Origin of the sequence: Pseudomonas mucoides, assembly GCF_015461845.1 — a bacterium.
Classification (GTDB): Bacteria; Pseudomonadota; Gammaproteobacteria; order Pseudomonadales; family Pseudomonadaceae; genus Aquipseudomonas; species Aquipseudomonas mucoides.
Genome location: NZ_JACOPW010000002.1, coordinates 549,550 through 567,174 on the forward strand (window position 1 = coordinate 549,550; position 17,625 = coordinate 567,174).

Consider the following 17,625-nt stretch of genomic DNA (forward strand, 5'->3'; position numbering starts at 1 on the left):
ACATTTCCTCAACCCACATGGGGCGCATCAAACAACTGGCGGGCCCGCGCGTCTCGGGCAAAGTCTTCAAACTGTCGCTGCAGGTGCGGCATCAGCGCTTGGGCCAACTGCGCCGGATCTTTCACATCGCCCTGCACCTGAATGACCGGGGCCGGTGCAAAAGTGAATTGCTGATCGATCTTCGGCCATTCCGGTGCCTTTACCGCAGGGGTTGCCATCAATGCCGCCGCTGTAACCGGCGCGGACGGTGCGTTTTCCATCGAGCGTACGACCGCACCAACGCCTTGGTCGGCGGACATGGGCAAGATGCCGAGCGGTGCTTTGGTCGGCGTGTCCGGCCCACCAAACAGTGCCTTGCCTACCGTCGCCCCTATCTCGTCCCCGCCCCACGCACCGAGCATTCCGCCGATAATCCCGCCGATAGCGGTACCGACCACGGGGACGATAGAGCCTAAAGCAGCACCGACTGCCGCGCCGCCGAGCACGCCACCCACGAGCCCGCCCACCGCGCCACCGTAGCCCTCGGCCTTTTCATCACGGGTGGTCGCATGCCGGTAAGTGTCCACCACCTGAACGCCGGCACCGACTACCGCCAGCGCCCCGCCCACTTTCATGCCACGGGACATTCGACTTGCAGGGCCTTTGCCCTTTCCGCCCTTCCCTTCTTTGCCGTGATCCAGCCCGTCGTCATCGCCGTCATTCGCGTTGGTCACGAACACCCGCTGCACGATATTGGACCGGTCGCCGGCCGAACCTCGCGCGATGTTGGCCAGGCCCCGGCCAATCTTCAGCGTGGCCCAGGCTTTGCCCAGCACCAATGCCCCGGCACTCACTGCCGCCAGGCCCAGCACCACTTGGGGCGCTTGCTCGGACAACGCGGTCAAGCCCCGCGCCGCGCCGGCGATACCGGTGGCCAGCGCATCCGTCGCCGGGCGCAGGGCGTCACCAATGGCCCGCAGCGAATCGTTGAACGCTTGACCGGTTTCGGCCCAGCGTTGCGACGAGCTCTCGCGACGTTCGCTCAGGTTTTTGTCGAGAATGTCCTTGCGCGGGCCGCTGGGGTCCGAGGCGCCCTTTTTCAGGTCCGCGTAGAATTTTTTGTTCTGGGTGTACGCCATCAGGGCGGTCTTGACCTGCATGTCGGCAAACAGATCGCCGGTCCGCAGGGTGGCGGCCAAGGCATCGGCCATCGCTTGCGCCTTGGCCGGGTCCGTCTCCTGGCTGATCTGGGTCAACCCCTGATCCAACTGCTTTGACTTTTTCGGGTCGGTCTTTTCCACATACCGGCGCGCCAGTTCGAAGCTGGCCTCGAAGGTCGACAAGCCCTTGCCAATGGCGGCGTTCATCGAGCCCTGATAATCAATCCCGGCATCGGCATACCCTTTGACCGTTTCCTCCGAACCGATTTTTGCGACCCAGTTTTTCAGGTTGTTCGCCGCTTCATCCGCACTGCCGGCGCTCTTAATCTGCACCTGCAGCATCGCCCCCAGTTGCGTGACCGCCTCCTGGCCGGTGATGCCGGTGCCGGCCATTTGCGCCAACAGCTCTGGAAACCACTTGGCCATGTCGGCCGCCTCGAAGCTGCCTTGCTGACCCAGCAGGGCGACCGAGGCCAAAGCCTGTTCCATTTTCTGCGGGTCGGTGATCTTGGCGTTGTTCTGCATCGCCAGAATCATCTTCGCCGTATCGGCACCCGAAGCGCCCTGCCCGACCGCAAACTTGGCGGCCACCGGAGCGTATTTCAGCGCTTCGGTCAGATCCATGCCGCCACCGACCAACTGGTTCACCAGCTCGGCCACTTGGGTGTTGGCCATACCGGTGTCCTTTGAGGTCTGGACAATGTCGCGGGCGGTGTTTACTTCCTGCTGCGTGTTCGCGGTACCGGACTTGATCGCGATGTCGCGAATGATCGCCTGAAAGTCCGCACTGATTTTGGTCGGCACGGCCGCCAGGGTGGTACCGGCCACCGCCGTACCGAATCCACTGCGCAGGCTCTCCTGCCCGTCCTGCACCTGGCCCATACCTTTGGCCTTGAACTCGGCACTGCGCACCACCTTGCCCAGCGCCAGGTACTCCTGACGCAGGCGCCCGACTTCAACACCCTGCTTGCGCAGGCTGCTGGTGTTGGCTTCCAGCTTTTTGAGCAAGGCGCCGGCATTGGCCGCGCCGCTGTCGTGGGCTTTTTTCCATTCCTCGCGCAGGCGCATGGTCTCGCCGATGACTTTCTGCAAGCCCTTGGCGCGCGTGGTTTGCGCCTCGAGCTTTTTCATTTCACCGCTGACGTTCTTGAAGGCGGCGCCGAGGGATGAATCGACAGCACCGCCAATCACCAGCCCGAGCGAGAGTTTGTTCGACATGGTTTTCACCTACGTGCGACGGGATGGGCTCAGTCCGTGAGCCACCAGACCATCTCGGAAAACGACAGCCCCTGAATCTCGGCCGCCGAAAAATTCAGCTCGACGGCCAAGCGTTTGGCCAGGGCTTTTTGCAGTTTTGGGTTAAACCCCGTCGTCTGTTCCCAGACGAAAATAGGCGGTCTGCAGACGACGGTAATCACGCATTAGCAGCCCCTCCAGATCGCCCCGGCCGATGCTCGCCAGGCTGCAGAACAGAACCATTTCCTGTTCTTCTTCATTGGTACCGCCCTGTAATGTGGCGGCGCGCATTTCGCGTACCGTTGGCTCGCGCAGGGTCAGCTTGTCGACCTTGATACCGTTGGCCTCGCTCGGTCGAGACAGGACTACGGTGGCAATGCCATCACCCAGTTGCAGCCACTTGGGCAGGACGTTGTCTTTTGCATTAATCATGGTGTGGCTCCTTACATGCCCAGGGCAGACCGCACGGCGGCCAGTTGGTCGACGCCGTCAATGACACGAATCGAGTTAAGGGGATCGATTTCAAACATTACGCTGCCGTCGATTTCCAGCTTGTAATAGGTCACCGCGACGGCGTACTTGAACTCACCTTTTTCGCCCGCTTTCCAGTCCCCGGGATCGACTTCCTTGAGGCCCCCTCGCAGGGTGGCAACCACCGCCTTGACCGAACCTTTCTCGCCCTTGAAGGCCCCCCGAAACGACGCGTTGAACCCGGTCATATCGGCCTGACCGAAGAACTTCAGCACCTCGCGACGCACGCCGTTGGTGATGAAGCTGGCCTCGAGCTTTTCCATCCCCACGTCGAGCTCGACCGCCGCGTCCATGCCGCCCGCACGGTACTCGTCGGTTTTGAGGGTCAGCTTGGGCAGGGTCAGGCTCGGCACGTCGCCTTGCAGGCTGATACCGTCGACAAACAGGTTGGTGTTGTAGAGCACTTCCGGAATCATAAAGCGGCCTCCTTAGGCGGCGGTGTCCAGCACTTCAGTGATCCACTGATCGGTCACCTCCACGCGGAAGTTCGGGTTTTCGGCCGGCGGCACATCGGTGAAACGGATGTTCCAGTACACCTTGCCGTCGCTCAGTTCGCTGGAAGTGTTCAGCTCTTCGTCGGCATACACCTCGAAGTTGATGATTGCGCCCTGATTCTTCAGGTCGCGCATGAACGCCTGCAGGCCTTCGGTCACGTCCTTGACGTAGGTCGCGGTGATTGAGCGGTCCACCGCCCACTTGTGTGCGTAGAGGATGGCGTCCATGACGATGTCCAGCGTGCGCACGCGGGTGACGAACTTCCATTTCGCGTCGCTGGACAGCGTGCGGTTGCCCCACAAGCGATAGCCGTCATCACGAATGATCGTGGTGATATTCGCGTTATTCAGCACGTTGGCCCGACAGGAAGGATCGCCGTCGAGAAACTCGATCGGACGCGTAGTGCCGGTGATGCCGACAAACTCCTTGTTCGACGGCGAGGCCCAGAAACCGTAGGTGGCATCGGTCCAGGCAAACAGGCCAGCAGTCCAGGCCGAAGCCGGCGCGTTGATCGTGGCACTGGTCGTGGTGTCCCAGAACTGCACGCCCGGATCGACCATATAAGCGTGTTTGCTGCCGAAATTGGCGGCATAGGCAATCGCCGCTTCGTCGGTGGTGTTCGGCCCGTCGATGATGGCCATGGCGCGCATCTTGTCGCCCAACGCCACCAGCTCGGTGCCCACCGCCAGTGTCGACGAGTACCCCGGCGTCACCAACAATCGCGGCTGGGCGTTGAACTTGCTTTTGCCGTTGAGCAACGCCTGCATGCCGGTACGGGTGCCGTCGGCCCAAACGCCGCCGATGATCGCGGACAGTTGCTCGGCCGCGTCGTCCAGCAACGGCACACCGACGGCGACAATCACCGCCTTGGCCCGCTTGAAAATAGCCTTACAGTCCTTGGTGATCGCGGCGTCCGGCCCCCACGCCGCGACTGCCTCGCTTTCGCGGGTGATCAGCAGCAATTCATTGGCAGCGGCAGTGGCCGGCGGGCCCACGGTGAAGGTGTTGCACAGGCCGATGATCGACGCGGACGGGGTGGCGATGTGGCGTGCCCCGGTGTCCACCAGGGTCACGGTGACGCCGTGAAAGAAACTCATTGAGTGATACTCCAAAACGAAAAAGCCCCGCTTAAGCGAGGCTATGAGGGACGTGACGCATAATCGAAAAGGAAACGCCCCGGCAATGCGGGGCGTCAGCGGGTCTGCTGATCCGGTTTATCCGGCCATGTAATCGTTAAGCGGTCGGCCTCACTGGACGCAGGGTGGAATCCGGAAAGTCTGGCGACTGGGGCCAGTTGCGAAGGTCCACGCGGTACTGCCGCCACTGCGCAGGCGTACTCACAAAAGCAGGATCACCGTCCTCAGCTTTCAGCAGTTCCACGTCCGCAACTGTCAGCTCTTGATCACGCCACGAACGCTCAGCATGTTCAGCATGGACAGCGATTGCGGGGCTTACTGTCAGGGCACCAACATCGACGCTGTATTCCTCAATATAATTGAATACCGCTACAGTGGCCGGAGCGTCATCACCTGGAACTGCCGTAAATGGAATCCAACCGTACACTTCGTGAAGAACTTCACAGTCAATAGCCCCATCCTTAAACTGCTTCAGGTTTTTGACTTCATAAACCCACGGTGCAGGTGGCTCAGGTGGCGGTGGTATATCCGGTGGAACAAATTCAGGAATAACGTGTGGTTCAATAACTTCGCCAAGCATTAAGCGACCCTTTTACAAATAGTTGTTGAAAAGACATTTCCCGCAGAACTATTTGAAACGCCCCCGCATACCATCCAAGTACCGCCGGGAGCCCCGTAGTTCTCGCCACCCGCGTTTGACCAACCCAGATACCCCCCTTCCACTAATGTTCCCGGTGGTATTGCGCCCGAGTTTATATTCTTAACAACAATAAACATCCCATAGGTGCCCACGCCGCCGATCGGTTGCGCGGCTATTTGGGACATCAAATTCCAGTAAGCGATATAGTTGGCGGCGATCCAGCTACTTAAATAGCCGCCCCAAATTGGCCCGTAACTGTTGCCATCAGTGCCAAACATGGCAACACCGGAGCCGGAATAACAACCGCCACCGGCGTAAAGTCCTGCGTTGGCTGTAATGTTGCCGTAGGACAACACGCCCGCCGCGTAAGCCGTACCTCCGATAGATATGTCAGTGCCAACGTTTGCCGTGTTCAAGAGGTTGGCGTGACCGGAAACCTGTATGCCATTGACGAAAGCCGGAGCACTCAGCGCTGCGTACAAGGCAGGGTCAAAATTTGATGTATCCCAGACGGTTTCCCATTCGTCCCAAACACCGGCAATCAAGGCCCGGCGGTATAGAGTTGGGTCGTTAAACCCATAAATCTCTTGAAAGGCGTATTGGCCCGGTGTAATCACCGAAACGCGAACCCACCCCTCATAGAGCCCGCCACCTGGCGCACCCGTAGCATTAGAGACGTAATAGAGAGCTGACGCCGTGTTCAGACCGCCGATGTCCACATCACCGACCGAATAGGCGACACCGCCCCAGCCGAACGCTCCGACCTTCATCAGCGCATCCGGCGTTTCATCGTGTAAATCATTTTGAGCATTGTGGTACGCGGCCGTTCCCAGCCCTAGGTCATCACCTGTCAGTTGCTCACCACCCGTCACCAAACCTTTAGCGTCAACGGTAACGGTGGAATAGCTACCCGCGACGACACCGCTGTCGGCCAACGTGATCGCTATGTCAGCATCGTCGGTGCCATCGAACGTCGCGCTGCCGCTGGCCGCCCCGGATACGCTCAGCGTGCGCGCTGTTTCCAGTTGGGTGGCCGCCACCGCGGTTCCGTCGATGGGCAAAGCATCGGTGATGCCGTAGCCGTCCAGGGTGGTCGGGTTGGTACCCGCGACCACCCGCCCGAGGGCATCGACGGTGACACTGCGAAAGGTGCCTACGCCTGCCCCACTGCCACCCGCGATCATGTCGAACTGCAAACTGGTGGTACCGAGGTTGATCGGCGCGTCGGTGACCAACTGCCAGAGGCTGTCGCCATTGACCGTGCCCTGCTCCACATGGATGAACAACCCCGGGGTCACTTCCGGACTGTTGTCAGCATCAGCGGCCCGCGTCCAGCTGTCGGCGCTGGCGACATAGATCCCGTTGTCCTGTGCCAGCGCCTGAGCGGTGACCAGCACTCGGTCACCGGTGGCCACAGCCACGTCATCGACCGTCTGCAGATTGCTGAGGGTAATGGCGGCGGTCGCCGCCACCCGCGCGGATTGTTTGTGATCCAGCTTGGCCAGTTCCTCCTGAATCTTGAGGTCCACGTATTCACGCGTGGCCAGCACGACGGCTGGGTCAATCTTCAGCACGATGTTCGCGGAGCTGCTGACGATGAAATTCATCCGCACGACCTGAGTCTTGCCGCTGCCCTGGTCGAGCAACGGTTTATAGCTCGGCGCACAGTTGGCCACCGCCACCAGATCGCCGTCGACGTCGTACAGGCCGATCTCGCGAATCCACTCACCGCCAACTTCCGGTGGAATGATTTGCTCGGTGATTACGGTGTTGGGGTTGGCCGGATCGACGCGGATCTGATTGATCGGCGCCCGGCGCCATTCGTTGATCAACTGGGTTTGAAGACGGTCGGGAATCGGGTCGGTGCCGTTGGCATCGCCCAGACCCATCTCGGTAAACATCCAGTCCTGTCCCATGGCGATGGCATTGGCGTGCTTGGCTTCGCCCACGGCGGTGAGGATGGCAAAAAACTGACTGGTCTTATCAATCATAGGGATAAACGTCCAAGGTATCGGTTTCATCGACGCAGAGCGCCGGGCCAAAAGTGCCGGTCACGTCGATGTCTTTCGGGGCCGGCGGGTACACGTCGATCTCTTCGCCCTCTTGCACGCACACGGCGATGCCCAGCACCCCCTCGGTCTGCAGACTGAGCGCCAGGTTGGTCATGTGCCGGCTAACCGGGCGGGCGTCGTCGATCAACCACGCCAGTTCCTCGTACAGTTCCTCGGTGATGCCCGAGTCATTCAGCCCGACCTCCAGGGCGAAGGTGCCGGGCACGCCTTCCGGCACGGTGCCGAACCACTCGACCACGTCGATCAGGTAGCCCAAAGGCTCGACCACCCGGCGCAGCGCACCGATGGTGCCTTTGCGCGCGTGCACGTCGTACGCCGAACGGATCGCCGTACGCTTGGCCTCCTGGGTCCAGTTGTTGTTCCAACGGTCCACGGACCAGGCCGAAGCCAGATACGGCAACAGGTGTTCAGGGCAGGTGTCGGCGTTGTACAAACTGCGCAGCGGGATCAGCGTGTTTTCGTAATTCGCCGCTTCCACGGCCAGTTCCAGCGGCGTGCTGTTGAGCGGTAACTGAGTGCTCATGTCAGGCCCCCAGCGTCACGCTGTAGCCGGTGCAATACGCCGCCTCGGCCTTGGTCGGCTTGATATCGGTCCAGCCCAGCAGCTCGACCCGGGCGATGCCGGGAATGTGCAATTGTGCATCGATCCCCGAGCGGGCCACTTCCAGACCCAAGCGGCGGCGTGGGTTGATCCACTCGCTCAGGCGTTTCTCACTTTCGGCCAGGTAGGCTTCGTTTTCCGGCCCCGGTGCCTGCGGGTACAGCACCGCTTCAATGAGGTAGTCGATGACCACAGCGCTCTGCACCGTGAGCCGATCGGCCACCGGCCGCACGTCCTCGTCATTGAGGTGTAGCCGGACCTCTTCCAGCAGTTCCGGTGAGGCGGCGCCGCTGCCTTCCAGGCTGAGCACGGTGACCACCACCACGGCCGGTGACGGACTTTCCGCCGTGGCATCGGCCACCAGGCCCGAGGCATTGCGTGCGTGGAGGATGTAGCTGTTACGCGGCCCCGCCGTGGTCAGTCCCTCATACGACAGCTGCACCCGCTCGCGCAGGGCATCGTCTTCCTCAAGCACCTGCGGCGTCGGCGGCACGGTGCTCGGATCTCCCGCCTGAATCACCAGGCGTTGCAGGTTGACGTTGGCAGCCAGGTGATCGAGGTCGGCCCGCTCGGCATGAGCCAACAACAGCGCCTTGCCCGCGTCGTTGACTCGCGCCCGGTTCTGCAAGGCGCCATACGCGGCCTGCTCGATCAGCTTGAGCACCGGATCGCTTTCCAGCTCGGCGCTCCAGTTGTCGCCCATGCTCAGGCGGAAGGCTTCGAGTTTCTCCTGGTAGACCGCCTCAAAGTCGAGGTCCTCCAGCACTTGCGGCGGCGGCAAGGCCGCCAGTTCCATGGTCATGCGGACACCTCCAAAGTCACGTCGCTGCCCAGGTACTGCCCGGTCAGTTCAAAGGTGATACGCCCGTCGAGAATGGCCACGGCGCGCACCCGGCCCAGTTTCAAGCGCGGCTCCCAACGCCCCAGCGTGCTGGCCACCTCGGCCTGTACGGCACTTTTCCAGCCGTCATTGACCGGCAGGTCGACAAAGCGCCGCAGCTTGCTGCCGTACTCCGGGCGCATGCGCCGGCTGCCCAAGGGCGTGGACAAGATGTCCTCGATGGACTGGCGCAGGTGATCGAGGCCGGAAATGAGTTGGCCGGTACGGCGGTCCAGTCCGATCATCCCGATCATTGGATCAGCCCTCGACCGGGACAAAGTCCTTGCGACCGTGCAAATACTCGATCGCCACCGTGTCATCCGAGGCCACCACAACCTGGCCCTTTTCCACTTTCAAGGTGCGCTCTGCGTCCAGCAGGATCAGCACCCGCGAGGTGAACAGCGTGTCGCGAAAGAAGCTCAGCGTGGCCGGCGCGGGCGCCTCACTGACGGTTGATACGTCCTTGGTTTTGCTTGTCATGGGCATTACTCCGGGTATAAAAAAACCCGCACACGGCGGGCTGAATGTTTAGGCCGTCAAATTAATGTGAGTGGTGGTTGCTGTTACCGCCGGCATCCATGATTGTGCCGGCGCCGGTGATGTCGCCGGACACGCTCAGCGCACCGTCGATGCTCACCTCACCCGCCAAGTTGATCTGGCTGGCCGTCACCCGGACATGCGCCGGCGTCACTTCAAATTGCGAGCCACCGACCGTGATGGTCGCACTGCTGCCGGCGGGTAACGCGATGCTGTAGCTGCCGGCTTGCCAGTCGTAGACCAGTGAACCGCCATCGTCGAAATACCAAGCCTCGACGTGATCGCGGTTGTCCGGCGGCACCCCAGCGTTGCCGTACAGCCCCGGGATAAAGGTGCCCATGGCCGGATCACCGCTCGGGCTGAACAGCGCGCCCTGCTCATTCAGGCTCGGCGCGCGCCAATGACGGGCCTTGCCCGCCGCCAGACTGTGCCAACGCACCCAGGCACTGACCCAAGTACCGGCCTTGACCCGCACTCTCCCGGCCATTAGATCGACGCCGACCACTACGCAGGGCATCAGCATGGCGGCGATTATCCGGTCGTGTTCGGCGCTGGCGTATCCCATGCCAAATCCTCCGGCTGAAAGTAGTGATCTTCATTGCCGGTACCGGTGCAGCCGTCAACGTTTAGATACAGGGTGCCCGGAGGCTCAACTGGCCATAACCATTCAACCTCACCGAGATAGATCTGCTGGGTCCATTCCACCATCCACACGGTGTAGCCATCCAGTTCGGGCTTGGTCCAGTCTTGGCGCGAAGCCACGAATTGCGCCTGCTCGACATTGTCCAGACCCCAGGTCTGCCCCCGAAGGAGGATTGCTATTTGCGCCGCCAATTGGGCACCGAGTTGCTGATGCCGGGCCAACTCGGGCGCGACAATAATTCGCGCTTCAAAACGTTGGACCAGCACCGTTTCACCGGTACCGATGTCTTGCCCGGGCTCAAACTCCACCGGTTCCAGGAACACCGCCGGCAGCGCCACCCGGTCCTGAATGTCTGGACAGGTCGCGACAAATCGCACAGAGGGCAGCGCTTGACGGAGGTGTTCCTCGATGGCGGCGTACAGCGCGTCCAGCGAAAATTCAGGATCAGACACGGGCGCTCCCCTTCAGGTACTTATGCAGTTCAAAGTTCATTTCCTGCTTGAATACGATCAGCAGGCGCTCATCGGCTTTGTTGGCCCAGGTGTAAAAAGGCTCTTCGGCGTCTTCGAGCGTAACCTTGGCCTTGGCCAGTGGAAAACGATTGTCGTTTTCCGCGATCCAGCCCGAGCTTGAACCCCCAGCCGCGGATGCGCCGCCGGGATAGTCGTCCGGGTTGAAATGTTTGCTGGAGGTACGAATCCAGATATCCGCCTTGTTGCCATACACACGCTTGTAAAAAGCGCCCTGATACCGTCGTCCCGCCACCGAGACACCAGCCTTGCCCTGACGGGGATTCCCTACCCGGCTGGCGTCCATTGGGTTGGTGCCGAACCAAAGTTTGCCCGGTTGCCCCTGGCCTTTGATGGGATAACAACGCAGACGCTGCCGCACTGCCCGCACGGCAATCCGCTCCTGCTTGCTGACATCGCGCGCCATGTGGGTGGCCAGCCACCCCAACGTCTTGTTAATCGCCCGTCGTTGCGCCGCGGCCACGGCCTTGGGCATCACCTTGGCCAGTTGTTCAAAAGCCTGCACATCGTCAGCCGAAAGCTGCAGCGACACCGGCACAGCACTCATGCTTTTAACCTCAGCGACAAGGCCACCAGCCCATCACCCGCTGGTTCCAGGTGCGTCAGGGTGTACTCGCCACCGCCGTCCAGGGCGGGCAACTCGATGAGCACCGTTTGCGTTTTTTCCACGCCCGCGGCATCGGCGACCCGAATGTGAAAACACGGCTCGCGCAGACCGGTGTTCAAGCGACCGATCTTGGGTTGCAACCAGGGTGCCGAAAACATGCCCAGCACCCGCCGACCTTCGATGTAGCCAACGTCGGCCAGGGTGTCGAACACCACGCTGTCGATTTCCGCGACCAGCTCTCGAAAGGCCATGATCAGAGCGTCAGCAGGATCTGCGCCCGCGGACGCGTACACAGGTGCAATGGGTTGGACTGGGCTTCGCCGGCCATGCCCTTGTTGAACGGCAGTGGTTCCAGCTTGCTGTAATACGGCAGGCCTTGGGTATTGGCGGTCTCCATGTAGTCCGCAGGGGCAAAGCAGGAGATGTACAGCTCCGGCACGCCTTCAGGAATCAATAACGCCTGATCGTCGTGGATAAACGATACGCCAGCGATGCGCCCCCGGTAGCGCTCCCAGACGATGCCACCCAGCTCGAAACTGTCCCGCGCATCGCCACGCAATTCCGCGGCCTGGATCGTATTGAGGTAGGTTTCCTCAACCGATTTGTGCGTGATCAGCTTGTTCCAGAAATTCTTGCCACAGAAGGCTCGCGCGCCCGAGCTGGTCACGCTGCCCAGCTCATCGTCTTGCATGTCCAGCGCTTCGGCGCACTTGACTCGGATCTTCGTCGCCGAGTCGTTCAGGCCCATGGACAGGCGTTGTTGCTCCACACCAAACGCCTGATAGATGTTCAGCAGGACCGTCGAGCCATCCGCGTCCAGCACCAGGCCATTGAGCGCGCCCATGCGCTGGAATTCATGAGTGGCGTCGAGCTGACGCTTGGCTTTGCTCAGGCGGGTGTTCACCACGCCCTGCACAGCCTGCAGTTCGGTCGTCGTACCAAAGGCGCGAATGCCCTGAATCTCGTCGGCCTTGATGGTGAAACGCTGCGGCAGATGCACGGTATTGAACGGGATCATCTGCCGCTTGCTGGCACCGACGACCAGCCCCGAGGTGCCGCGCTCACCCGCGGGCACCAACGCCAAGGTATTACCGTCCTTTTCGATCTGGACGGTCAGGGTGCTGATGCCTTCCTCGCGAAACAGCCCCAGGCTGCTGATGCGACCCGGCAGATATTCCTGTTCGTTGATCGCCGCCGTCAGCGAGGACACAGAAAAAACATCGTCGGTAAAAATGCCAATATCGGCCATAAAGAGGCTCTCCAGAAAAACAAAACCCCGCACAGGGCGGGGTTGGGGAAAAGGGAACTGACTTAGCGGGCAATCACAAACTGAGCCGCCAAGGCTGCTTCAGCGTCAGCGTCGAAACCGGTCAAATGCACCTCGCTGACCTCGGCCAGTCGCACCACCGCACTGGCTCGACGCTCCTCGGTCGATTCGCCCAGTGGCCCGTACAGGATGCACGTCGCCACTTCCGTGCCGTCGGTGGCGACGGGATCGTAAGGCGCAAACTCATTGGTCGCGGTGACCAGTCCCAGCACCTGGCCGGCATTCAATGCGGGGCCAGCGGCCACCAGAATGGATTCACGAGAGATCTTCCCGGCCCCTTCGGAGAGTAGAAACTCGCCAGCGTGTAGCGTTTCGTACTTTACGGTCATGCTCGTGCTCCTTTTGCACTGTTGGATTGCCCGGCATGGGCCGCCGAACGGGCGGCCCAGATCGAAGAAGGATTGGGTTGTTTCGCCTGCACCTTCGGTGCAGGGTCATCGTCGAGGGGCACGCTATTGTCAATTTCGAAACCGTTGCCGCTGCTGACGATCTTGTCGAACAGCCGCGCCCGCACCGCGGGCTCATCCAACCCCGCTGCCACGTAATCGACGCTAAGCTCTGGCAGACGAGCCGCGACACACAGGTCATGCACCGCCTTGGCTCGGGTTAGCCCTGCCAGGACGATCTCTTCGCTTTCAAGCTGGGTCGAACTGAGCAACGGCGCGACAAGATTGCTGATCCCTGATTCAGCACAACGCTGAGTGATCAACAACGCCAGCTTGGCGGCGTCCGGCAGCGGTGGTGCGGGCGGTTCGATGGGTTCGGGGTCGGGCTTTGGATCGGTTTCTGCAGGTTCATCGAGCTGAGCCAGCAATGCAGCTGGGGTGTGCTGGTATCGCTGCATCACTCCGCCCTGCCCCAGACACGCCTTGACCTGTACCCCGTCGCCCACTTCATCGGCCAGCCCCAGTGCCACCGCCTCATTGGCGGTCAACCAGGTTTCGGCAGCCACCAAACCTCGTAATTCCGCCTCATCGATGTTCGGTGCCTTGGCCTTGTAGGCCGCGATGATCGCTTCCATGGTTTGATCGAGGACATCGGCCACCTTGCGAAAGCTGTCGGCATCGCCCGCCGCATAGGTCCACGGGTTGTGAATCATCAACATCGCGTTCGACGCGATCACCACCTTGTGGGCACCGCACACCGCGACACTGGCCGCGCTCGCGGCCAAGGCATCAATCCGTGCCGTGCACCGTTCGCCCAACCGCGACAAGGTGTTGTGCATGGCCAACCCGTCGAACAGGTCGCCGCCGATACTGTTAAACGCCGCGATGACCGGTGACACGCCGTCATCGACGGCGCGCAGATCCTGCATGAACTGACTGGCGGTAATGCCCCAGGTACCGATCTCGCCATACACAAAGACTTCGATCACGCGCTCGGTGGCTTCGCCGCTGGCGTGCACGGCGTACCAGCTTTTGTCCTGCACTGGCACCTGTTGGCCGGCCCTGTTGTAAATGCGCGGAGTCGCTTTTTTGCTCATGTTTGCTCCTGGTCGTCGAGCGCCTGAAGCAGTTCGACGAGCGTGCTGTAATTAAGACCTTTGCCCCGAGCCCGCTCGGCATCGGCGGCGTTTTCTTCGTCCACCGTTTCGGCGTCATAACCGGTGCGCAAGACCATCTCGCTGCGCGAGGCGAAGCCGGCGTTGACTTCCATCGTGCGGGACTGAACATCCTGAACCGGATGGATATAGGCCCAACCCTGTGGCACCCAGCGCGTGCGCAGGTACTCACGTCGGCGCTGGGCATAGTCCGGCAACAGCACGGCGCCACTGAGCACCGCCATGTCCATCCAAGCGGCCCGCACCGGGCGACACAACTGGTGCACATACACACCAAATTGCAGTTGCTCCAGGCGACGCCGGAACTCAGTGAGTACCACGCGCAGTGCGCGGTCATTCACCCCGCGCATGTCGCCCGTGAGAATTTCGTAGGGCATCCCGGCACCGGCGGCCGCGGCCATCAGTTGCTGACGCATGAAGTCCGCGTAGTTGTTACCCGCGTCCGGTGGCGTGGAAAACTCAACCTCCTCGCCCGGTAACAGCTCCTGCATCGTCCCGGGCTCCAGGGCGACCATGGGCGTGAATCCATCCGAGGCAAGGTTCAACGGCGCACCGGTCACCGGGTCCACTGGAGTCTGGATGTCATCCGGCGATGGCTTTTTGATGAAGCCGGCGAACAGATTCGCCACCTCCTGACGGAACAGCACCGCATCGTCGTAATTGTCCAGGCTGCGCAAGCGTTTGAGGACCGGCGACAAGCGTGGCAAGCCGCGTAACTGTCCCGGTTCGACCGGTTCAAAAATGTGCAGCACCTGGCTGGCCGGCACCCGCACCAGCTGGTTGTAGCCACTGTTCAAGGACGAGGCATCTCCGGGATGCGAACGGTACATCCAATACGCTACCCGACGGCTGTCCGGAGTGAACTCGATCCCGGCGCGGATAACATTGCCGTTGCGCGCGGCCTCGAACTTGTCGTGCGGTACAAATTCCGGGGCCAGCACCTGAAGTTGCAACGGCACTACCAAGCCTTCGTCGAGGCTGCGCGGACGAAAGCGGATAAAACATTCACCGGCCGTTTCCACGGTCCGCGCGATCAGTGCCTGTTGTCCGTAGAAGTCAGTCAGACCATCGGCATCTGACTCTTCGGCCCAATCGGCCCAGAGTTCCTGCAGCAGGTGCCGAAGTTCATCGTCCTGGGTTTTCGGCCGCGGCGTGATGCCGGTGCCGATCAGATTGCTGACCCGTTTATCGATGACGTTGAAGGCGTACGGGTCGTTGCGCACCGCCGCCCGGGAACGTGAGCGCAGGTTGCGCAATGCCGGAATGGCAATGCTGTTGAAGCCGGCGTCAGGTGCATCCCAACTCGCGGAACGACGCCCTTCGGCGGCCCCTTCGTAACTGGCCTTGATGTTTGAGGGGAGCAGGAAACCGCTGCGGCCCAATGTGGGAAAGTGACGAGCCATTACAGTCCCTTGCCTCCATGATAAAGCCGCACGATGCGCGACCGAGGACCGGCCGCCGCGATCAGCGAGCTGCGAATTTCGTCTCGTGCCCTGAGCAGTTCGTCGATGTCGCGGTACTCGACGTTTCGATCCGCATAGCGCACGATTTTTTCGCCGCGCGCGATTGCCTTCTCGACCGCATCGAGTTGCTGTTGGGTAAAGGCCATGGGGATCGCTCTAAAGTAAAAAGGCAACGGGGTGTGCAACGCGATTTCACTCAGCGTCGTTTTTTTAGGTAGCCGCTGCTGGAGCTTCGACGCTGTGGGGGCCGTGCAATCAGCACCGGTGCCGCGGCCGGCTTGGTCGGTGGCGGTACGGGATCAGCCGGTGTCGGTACCTGATCTGCCGGTTGCTGTCGTGATGTCGCCGGATCGCGGACACGTTCGACCGCGATGGGTTTCTCGCCCGGTGGCGCCGCTTGAAACAGCGCATTTCTCACCCGCTCCCAGTCGTGTTCCTTGTAGCGGTTCAGCCCCAGGTAATGCGCCATCGCCAGGCTGTACACCATCAAATCGAGGGCCTCGTTGCGCTCCGCCTTGCCCTTGACCCACTCGATTTTTTTGTAGCCTTTGACGTATCGGGTCACCTTGCGCTCGGCGACGCACTGGGCAAAAAAGTCATCCGGCAGATCGTTGGCAAAGTGCAATGCACCGGGACCGTCCTCCACTGGATAGCGGTTGTAGATCCAATCTTTGGCGGTGTCAGTGCCGACGAACCACAGCTCGACGCCCTTTCGTTCGGTCTGACCTTTCCAAGTGACATCCATCATCGATGGCCGCTGCGCAATGACCGGTCGACCCGGCTTGCTCGCGCCCTTGACGGCGAAGATGTTGCGCCAACGCCGCAGCCGGCAGAACTGGTAAACCTCGTCGGTGTGGTTACCACCGGAGTCGATGCCGGCCGCCCGGATCGTCAGCTCCACACCACACGGGTGGGGGTAACGCGCCTTGAGTTTGTCATCGAGCACCGACCAGGTGCGGTCGTCGGACGGATCGCCCCAGATCACCTGGTAGTCGATGATCCAACGCTCCATGCCGGCGCCCCAACCGACCACCATGAACTCCAGCCGGTTGGCTTGGACATCCACCGAAGCCGTGAGCATCAACACAGCAAACGGCATCGAACCCAGCCCATAGCTTTCCAGGCGTGCCCGCGCCATCAAGACGTCCGCTTTGGTTTGCTCCTGGGCACTGTCCCAAACCTTCGCCAGACGGGTGTTGTAGAACACCTGCATGGGTTCCAAATCGCCGCGAGACATGGCGGTTTTGGCCTTCTCGAACTGCTTGGCCAGTGATGCCCAACCGGTCCAGCCGGGAGGCGAGTACAACGCATTGAGGTTGAAGCCGACGGTTTCGCCATCACCTGTGGAATGCGCGCGCCACTCGCCCTTGGTCAACATCTCGCCCTTGTGATGTTCTTCGATCAGCACGTCACAGTCGGGCCCGGCGCACTCGTAGTGCGCCAGTTGGCAATCCGCCGAGTAATGCAAGCGCTCCCATTCCAAGACTTGCATGTGCCCGCAAGTCGGGCACGGCACGTAGTAAAAACGCTGGTCGCTGGTCTCGAACAGATCGGCAATACGCGAAGCCCCTCTGATCGTCGGCGAACTGGAAAAGTAAAACTTGGCGTTACGGCCAAACGTACTGCCCCGGGTTTCAGCCAGCTCAATCGGGTCGCCCTCCTCGCCCACGTCCACAACCCAGCGATCCACTTCATCGCCGTAGATATAACGGGCCGACAACTCCGACAGGTTCGCCGCCGAGCCGGCGGTGGTGACATACAACGAACCACCCTCGAACTCTTTGGTGTCCATGGTGTTGCGTGCATCACGCGAACGGTTCGCCGCCACCCGTTCGCGTAGCACCGGAGTGGCCTTGATGGTCTTGCCGATGCGCGACGAGACTCGCTTGGCCAATCCCAGGCTGGGCAATAGCGTGAGAATGTTCGACGGTGCCATATGGATCAGACCGCCAATCCAGTTCAAGGCGATCTGGGTTTTCATCAACTGCGAAGCCACCATGGTCACCACGCGCTTGCACGGATGTGCCGGCGAAAGGCAACGCATGGGCTCGCGGGCATAGGGTGTTCGCGCTGTGCGGTACTGCCCAGGTTCGGCAGCCCCTGCATCACGCGGAATGCGCATGAACTCGTCAGCCCACTGATCGATCCAGACATCCGGCTCGGGTCGCAGCCCGCGAAAGTACGCCTCCCGGTACACCGCTGCACCGTCGGGCATTTCCGCTGACAT

General features: G+C 61.2%; 20 protein-coding genes. All 20 read right to left on the bottom strand.

Annotated features, from left to right (window positions below):
- Positions 1 to 8 precede the first annotated feature (8 nt).
- The 20 genes from H8F22_RS11075 to H8F22_RS11170 all read right to left on the bottom strand — a co-directional run bounded on the left by H8F22_RS11075 (position 9) and on the right by H8F22_RS11170 (position 17,625).
- Positions 9 to 2,357 (bottom strand): phage tail tape measure protein, encoded by a 2,349-nt coding sequence (locus H8F22_RS11075; protein ID WP_194940124.1) that lies wholly within the window; start codon positions 2,355 to 2,357, stop codon positions 9 to 11.
- Positions 2,358 to 2,498: 141 nt separating this feature from the next.
- A complete protein-coding gene (locus H8F22_RS11080; protein ID WP_123431790.1) occupies positions 2,499 to 2,807 on the bottom strand; it encodes a phage tail assembly protein in 309 nt (102 codons plus the stop codon).
- Positions 2,808 to 2,818: 11 nt separating this feature from the next.
- Entirely contained in the window at positions 2,819 to 3,322 is a 504-nt protein-coding gene (locus H8F22_RS11085) for a phage major tail tube protein (protein WP_027923838.1), read from the bottom strand.
- A gap of 12 nt (positions 3,323 to 3,334) precedes the next feature.
- A complete protein-coding gene (locus H8F22_RS11090; protein WP_027923837.1) occupies positions 3,335 to 4,498 on the bottom strand; it encodes a phage tail sheath subtilisin-like domain-containing protein in 1,164 nt (387 codons plus the stop codon).
- A gap of 136 nt (positions 4,499 to 4,634) precedes the next feature.
- Positions 4,635 to 5,117, bottom strand: a complete 483-nt coding sequence (locus H8F22_RS11095; protein WP_194940125.1) for a phage tail assembly chaperone — start codon at positions 5,115 to 5,117, stop codon at positions 4,635 to 4,637.
- On the bottom strand, positions 5,117 to 7,168 hold the full coding sequence (locus H8F22_RS33040) for a phage tail protein (protein ID WP_194940126.1): 2,052 nt from the start codon (positions 7,166 to 7,168) through the stop codon (positions 5,117 to 5,119). The genes H8F22_RS11095 and H8F22_RS33040 overlap by 1 nt, the downstream gene beginning before the upstream one ends.
- Complete coding sequence (locus tag H8F22_RS11105; RefSeq protein ID WP_194940127.1) at positions 7,161 to 7,772, bottom strand: phage tail protein I; 612 nt, start codon at positions 7,770 to 7,772, stop codon at positions 7,161 to 7,163. Before H8F22_RS11105 ends, H8F22_RS33040 begins: the two co-directional genes overlap by 8 nt.
- A 1-nt stretch (position 7,773) precedes the next feature.
- Positions 7,774 to 8,652 carry a baseplate assembly protein gene (locus H8F22_RS11110; protein WP_194940128.1) on the bottom strand — a complete coding sequence of 293 codons (879 nt, stop codon included), beginning with the start codon at positions 8,650 to 8,652 and terminating at the stop codon, positions 7,774 to 7,776.
- Positions 8,649 to 8,975, bottom strand: coding sequence for a GPW/gp25 family protein (locus tag H8F22_RS11115; protein ID WP_043302559.1), 327 nt, complete (start codon positions 8,973 to 8,975; stop codon positions 8,649 to 8,651). Before H8F22_RS11115 ends, H8F22_RS11110 begins: the two co-directional genes overlap by 4 nt.
- A gap of 13 nt (positions 8,976 to 8,988) precedes the next feature.
- Positions 8,989 to 9,210, bottom strand: a complete 222-nt coding sequence (locus tag H8F22_RS11120; RefSeq protein WP_194940129.1) for a hypothetical protein — start codon at positions 9,208 to 9,210, stop codon at positions 8,989 to 8,991.
- Between the two features lie 61 nt (positions 9,211 to 9,271).
- Positions 9,272 to 9,832, bottom strand: a complete 561-nt coding sequence (locus H8F22_RS11125; RefSeq protein WP_194940130.1) for a phage baseplate assembly protein V — start codon at positions 9,830 to 9,832, stop codon at positions 9,272 to 9,274.
- Positions 9,799 to 10,362 carry a hypothetical protein gene (locus tag H8F22_RS11130; protein ID WP_194940131.1) on the bottom strand — a complete coding sequence of 188 codons (564 nt, stop codon included), beginning with the start codon at positions 10,360 to 10,362 and terminating at the stop codon, positions 9,799 to 9,801. Before H8F22_RS11130 ends, H8F22_RS11125 begins: the two co-directional genes overlap by 34 nt.
- The gene (locus H8F22_RS11135) at positions 10,355 to 10,987 is read right to left on the bottom strand and encodes a phage tail protein (protein WP_194940132.1); all 633 of its coding nucleotides are present in this window, start codon (positions 10,985 to 10,987) and stop codon (positions 10,355 to 10,357) included. Before H8F22_RS11135 ends, H8F22_RS11130 begins: the two co-directional genes overlap by 8 nt.
- Positions 10,984 to 11,298 (bottom strand): head-tail joining protein, encoded by a 315-nt coding sequence (locus H8F22_RS11140; RefSeq protein ID WP_027923831.1) that lies wholly within the window; start codon positions 11,296 to 11,298, stop codon positions 10,984 to 10,986. Before H8F22_RS11140 ends, H8F22_RS11135 begins: the two co-directional genes overlap by 4 nt.
- 2 nt (positions 11,299 to 11,300) lie before the next feature.
- Entirely contained in the window at positions 11,301 to 12,296 is a 996-nt protein-coding gene (locus tag H8F22_RS11145) for a major capsid protein (RefSeq protein WP_194940133.1), read from the bottom strand.
- A 62-nt stretch (positions 12,297 to 12,358) separates the two neighbouring features.
- Entirely contained in the window at positions 12,359 to 12,703 is a 345-nt protein-coding gene (locus H8F22_RS11150) for a head decoration protein (RefSeq protein ID WP_123431801.1), read from the bottom strand.
- Positions 12,700 to 13,857 (bottom strand): head maturation protease, ClpP-related, encoded by a 1,158-nt coding sequence (locus H8F22_RS11155; RefSeq protein WP_194940134.1) that lies wholly within the window; start codon positions 13,855 to 13,857, stop codon positions 12,700 to 12,702. Before H8F22_RS11155 ends, H8F22_RS11150 begins: the two co-directional genes overlap by 4 nt.
- Positions 13,854 to 15,338, bottom strand: a complete 1,485-nt coding sequence (locus H8F22_RS11160) for a phage portal protein (RefSeq protein WP_194940135.1) — start codon at positions 15,336 to 15,338, stop codon at positions 13,854 to 13,856. Before H8F22_RS11160 ends, H8F22_RS11155 begins: the two co-directional genes overlap by 4 nt.
- Entirely contained in the window at positions 15,338 to 15,544 is a 207-nt protein-coding gene (locus H8F22_RS11165) for a phage head-tail joining protein (RefSeq protein WP_027923826.1), read from the bottom strand. Before H8F22_RS11165 ends, H8F22_RS11160 begins: the two co-directional genes overlap by 1 nt.
- 50 nt (positions 15,545 to 15,594) lie before the next feature.
- Positions 15,595 to 17,625, bottom strand: coding sequence for a phage terminase large subunit family protein (locus tag H8F22_RS11170; RefSeq protein WP_194940136.1), 2,031 nt, complete (start codon positions 17,623 to 17,625; stop codon positions 15,595 to 15,597).

Coding starts and splice junctions, on each gene's coding strand:
- H8F22_RS11085 (WP_027923838.1), bottom strand. CDS start 3,322: ATGATTCCGGAAGTGCTCTACAACACCAACCTGTTTGTCGACGGTATC.
- H8F22_RS11135 (WP_194940132.1), bottom strand. CDS start 10,987: ATGAGTGCTGTGCCGGTGTCGCTGCAGCTTTCGGCTGACGATGTGCAG.
- H8F22_RS11160 (WP_194940135.1), bottom strand. CDS start 15,338: ATGGCTCGTCACTTTCCCACATTGGGCCGCAGCGGTTTCCTGCTCCCC.
- H8F22_RS11090 (WP_027923837.1), bottom strand. CDS start 4,498: ATGAGTTTCTTTCACGGCGTCACCGTGACCCTGGTGGACACCGGGGCA.
- H8F22_RS11125 (WP_194940130.1), bottom strand. CDS start 9,832: ATGGGATACGCCAGCGCCGAACACGACCGGATAATCGCCGCCATGCTG.
- H8F22_RS33040 (WP_194940126.1), bottom strand. CDS start 7,168: ATGATTGATAAGACCAGTCAGTTTTTTGCCATCCTCACCGCCGTGGGC.
- H8F22_RS11170 (WP_194940136.1), bottom strand. CDS start 17,625: ATGTCAGCGGAAATGCCCGACGGTGCAGCGGTGTACCGGGAGGCGTAC.
- H8F22_RS11080 (WP_123431790.1), bottom strand. CDS start 2,807: ATGATTAATGCAAAAGACAACGTCCTGCCCAAGTGGCTGCAACTGGGT.
- H8F22_RS11115 (WP_043302559.1), bottom strand. CDS start 8,975: ATGATCGGACTGGACCGCCGTACCGGCCAACTCATTTCCGGCCTCGAT.
- H8F22_RS11165 (WP_027923826.1), bottom strand. CDS start 15,544: ATGGCCTTTACCCAACAGCAACTCGATGCGGTCGAGAAGGCAATCGCG.
- H8F22_RS11095 (WP_194940125.1), bottom strand. CDS start 5,117: ATGCTTGGCGAAGTTATTGAACCACACGTTATTCCTGAATTTGTTCCA.
- H8F22_RS11155 (WP_194940134.1), bottom strand. CDS start 13,857: ATGAGCAAAAAAGCGACTCCGCGCATTTACAACAGGGCCGGCCAACAG.
- H8F22_RS11150 (WP_123431801.1), bottom strand. CDS start 12,703: ATGACCGTAAAGTACGAAACGCTACACGCTGGCGAGTTTCTACTCTCC.
- H8F22_RS11140 (WP_027923831.1), bottom strand. CDS start 11,298: ATGGCCTTTCGAGAGCTGGTCGCGGAAATCGACAGCGTGGTGTTCGAC.
- H8F22_RS11075 (WP_194940124.1), bottom strand. CDS start 2,357: ATGTCGAACAAACTCTCGCTCGGGCTGGTGATTGGCGGTGCTGTCGAT.
- H8F22_RS11110 (WP_194940128.1), bottom strand. CDS start 8,652: ATGACCATGGAACTGGCGGCCTTGCCGCCGCCGCAAGTGCTGGAGGAC.
- H8F22_RS11120 (WP_194940129.1), bottom strand. CDS start 9,210: ATGACAAGCAAAACCAAGGACGTATCAACCGTCAGTGAGGCGCCCGCG.
- H8F22_RS11145 (WP_194940133.1), bottom strand. CDS start 12,296: ATGGCCGATATTGGCATTTTTACCGACGATGTTTTTTCTGTGTCCTCG.
- H8F22_RS11105 (WP_194940127.1), bottom strand. CDS start 7,772: ATGAGCACTCAGTTACCGCTCAACAGCACGCCGCTGGAACTGGCCGTG.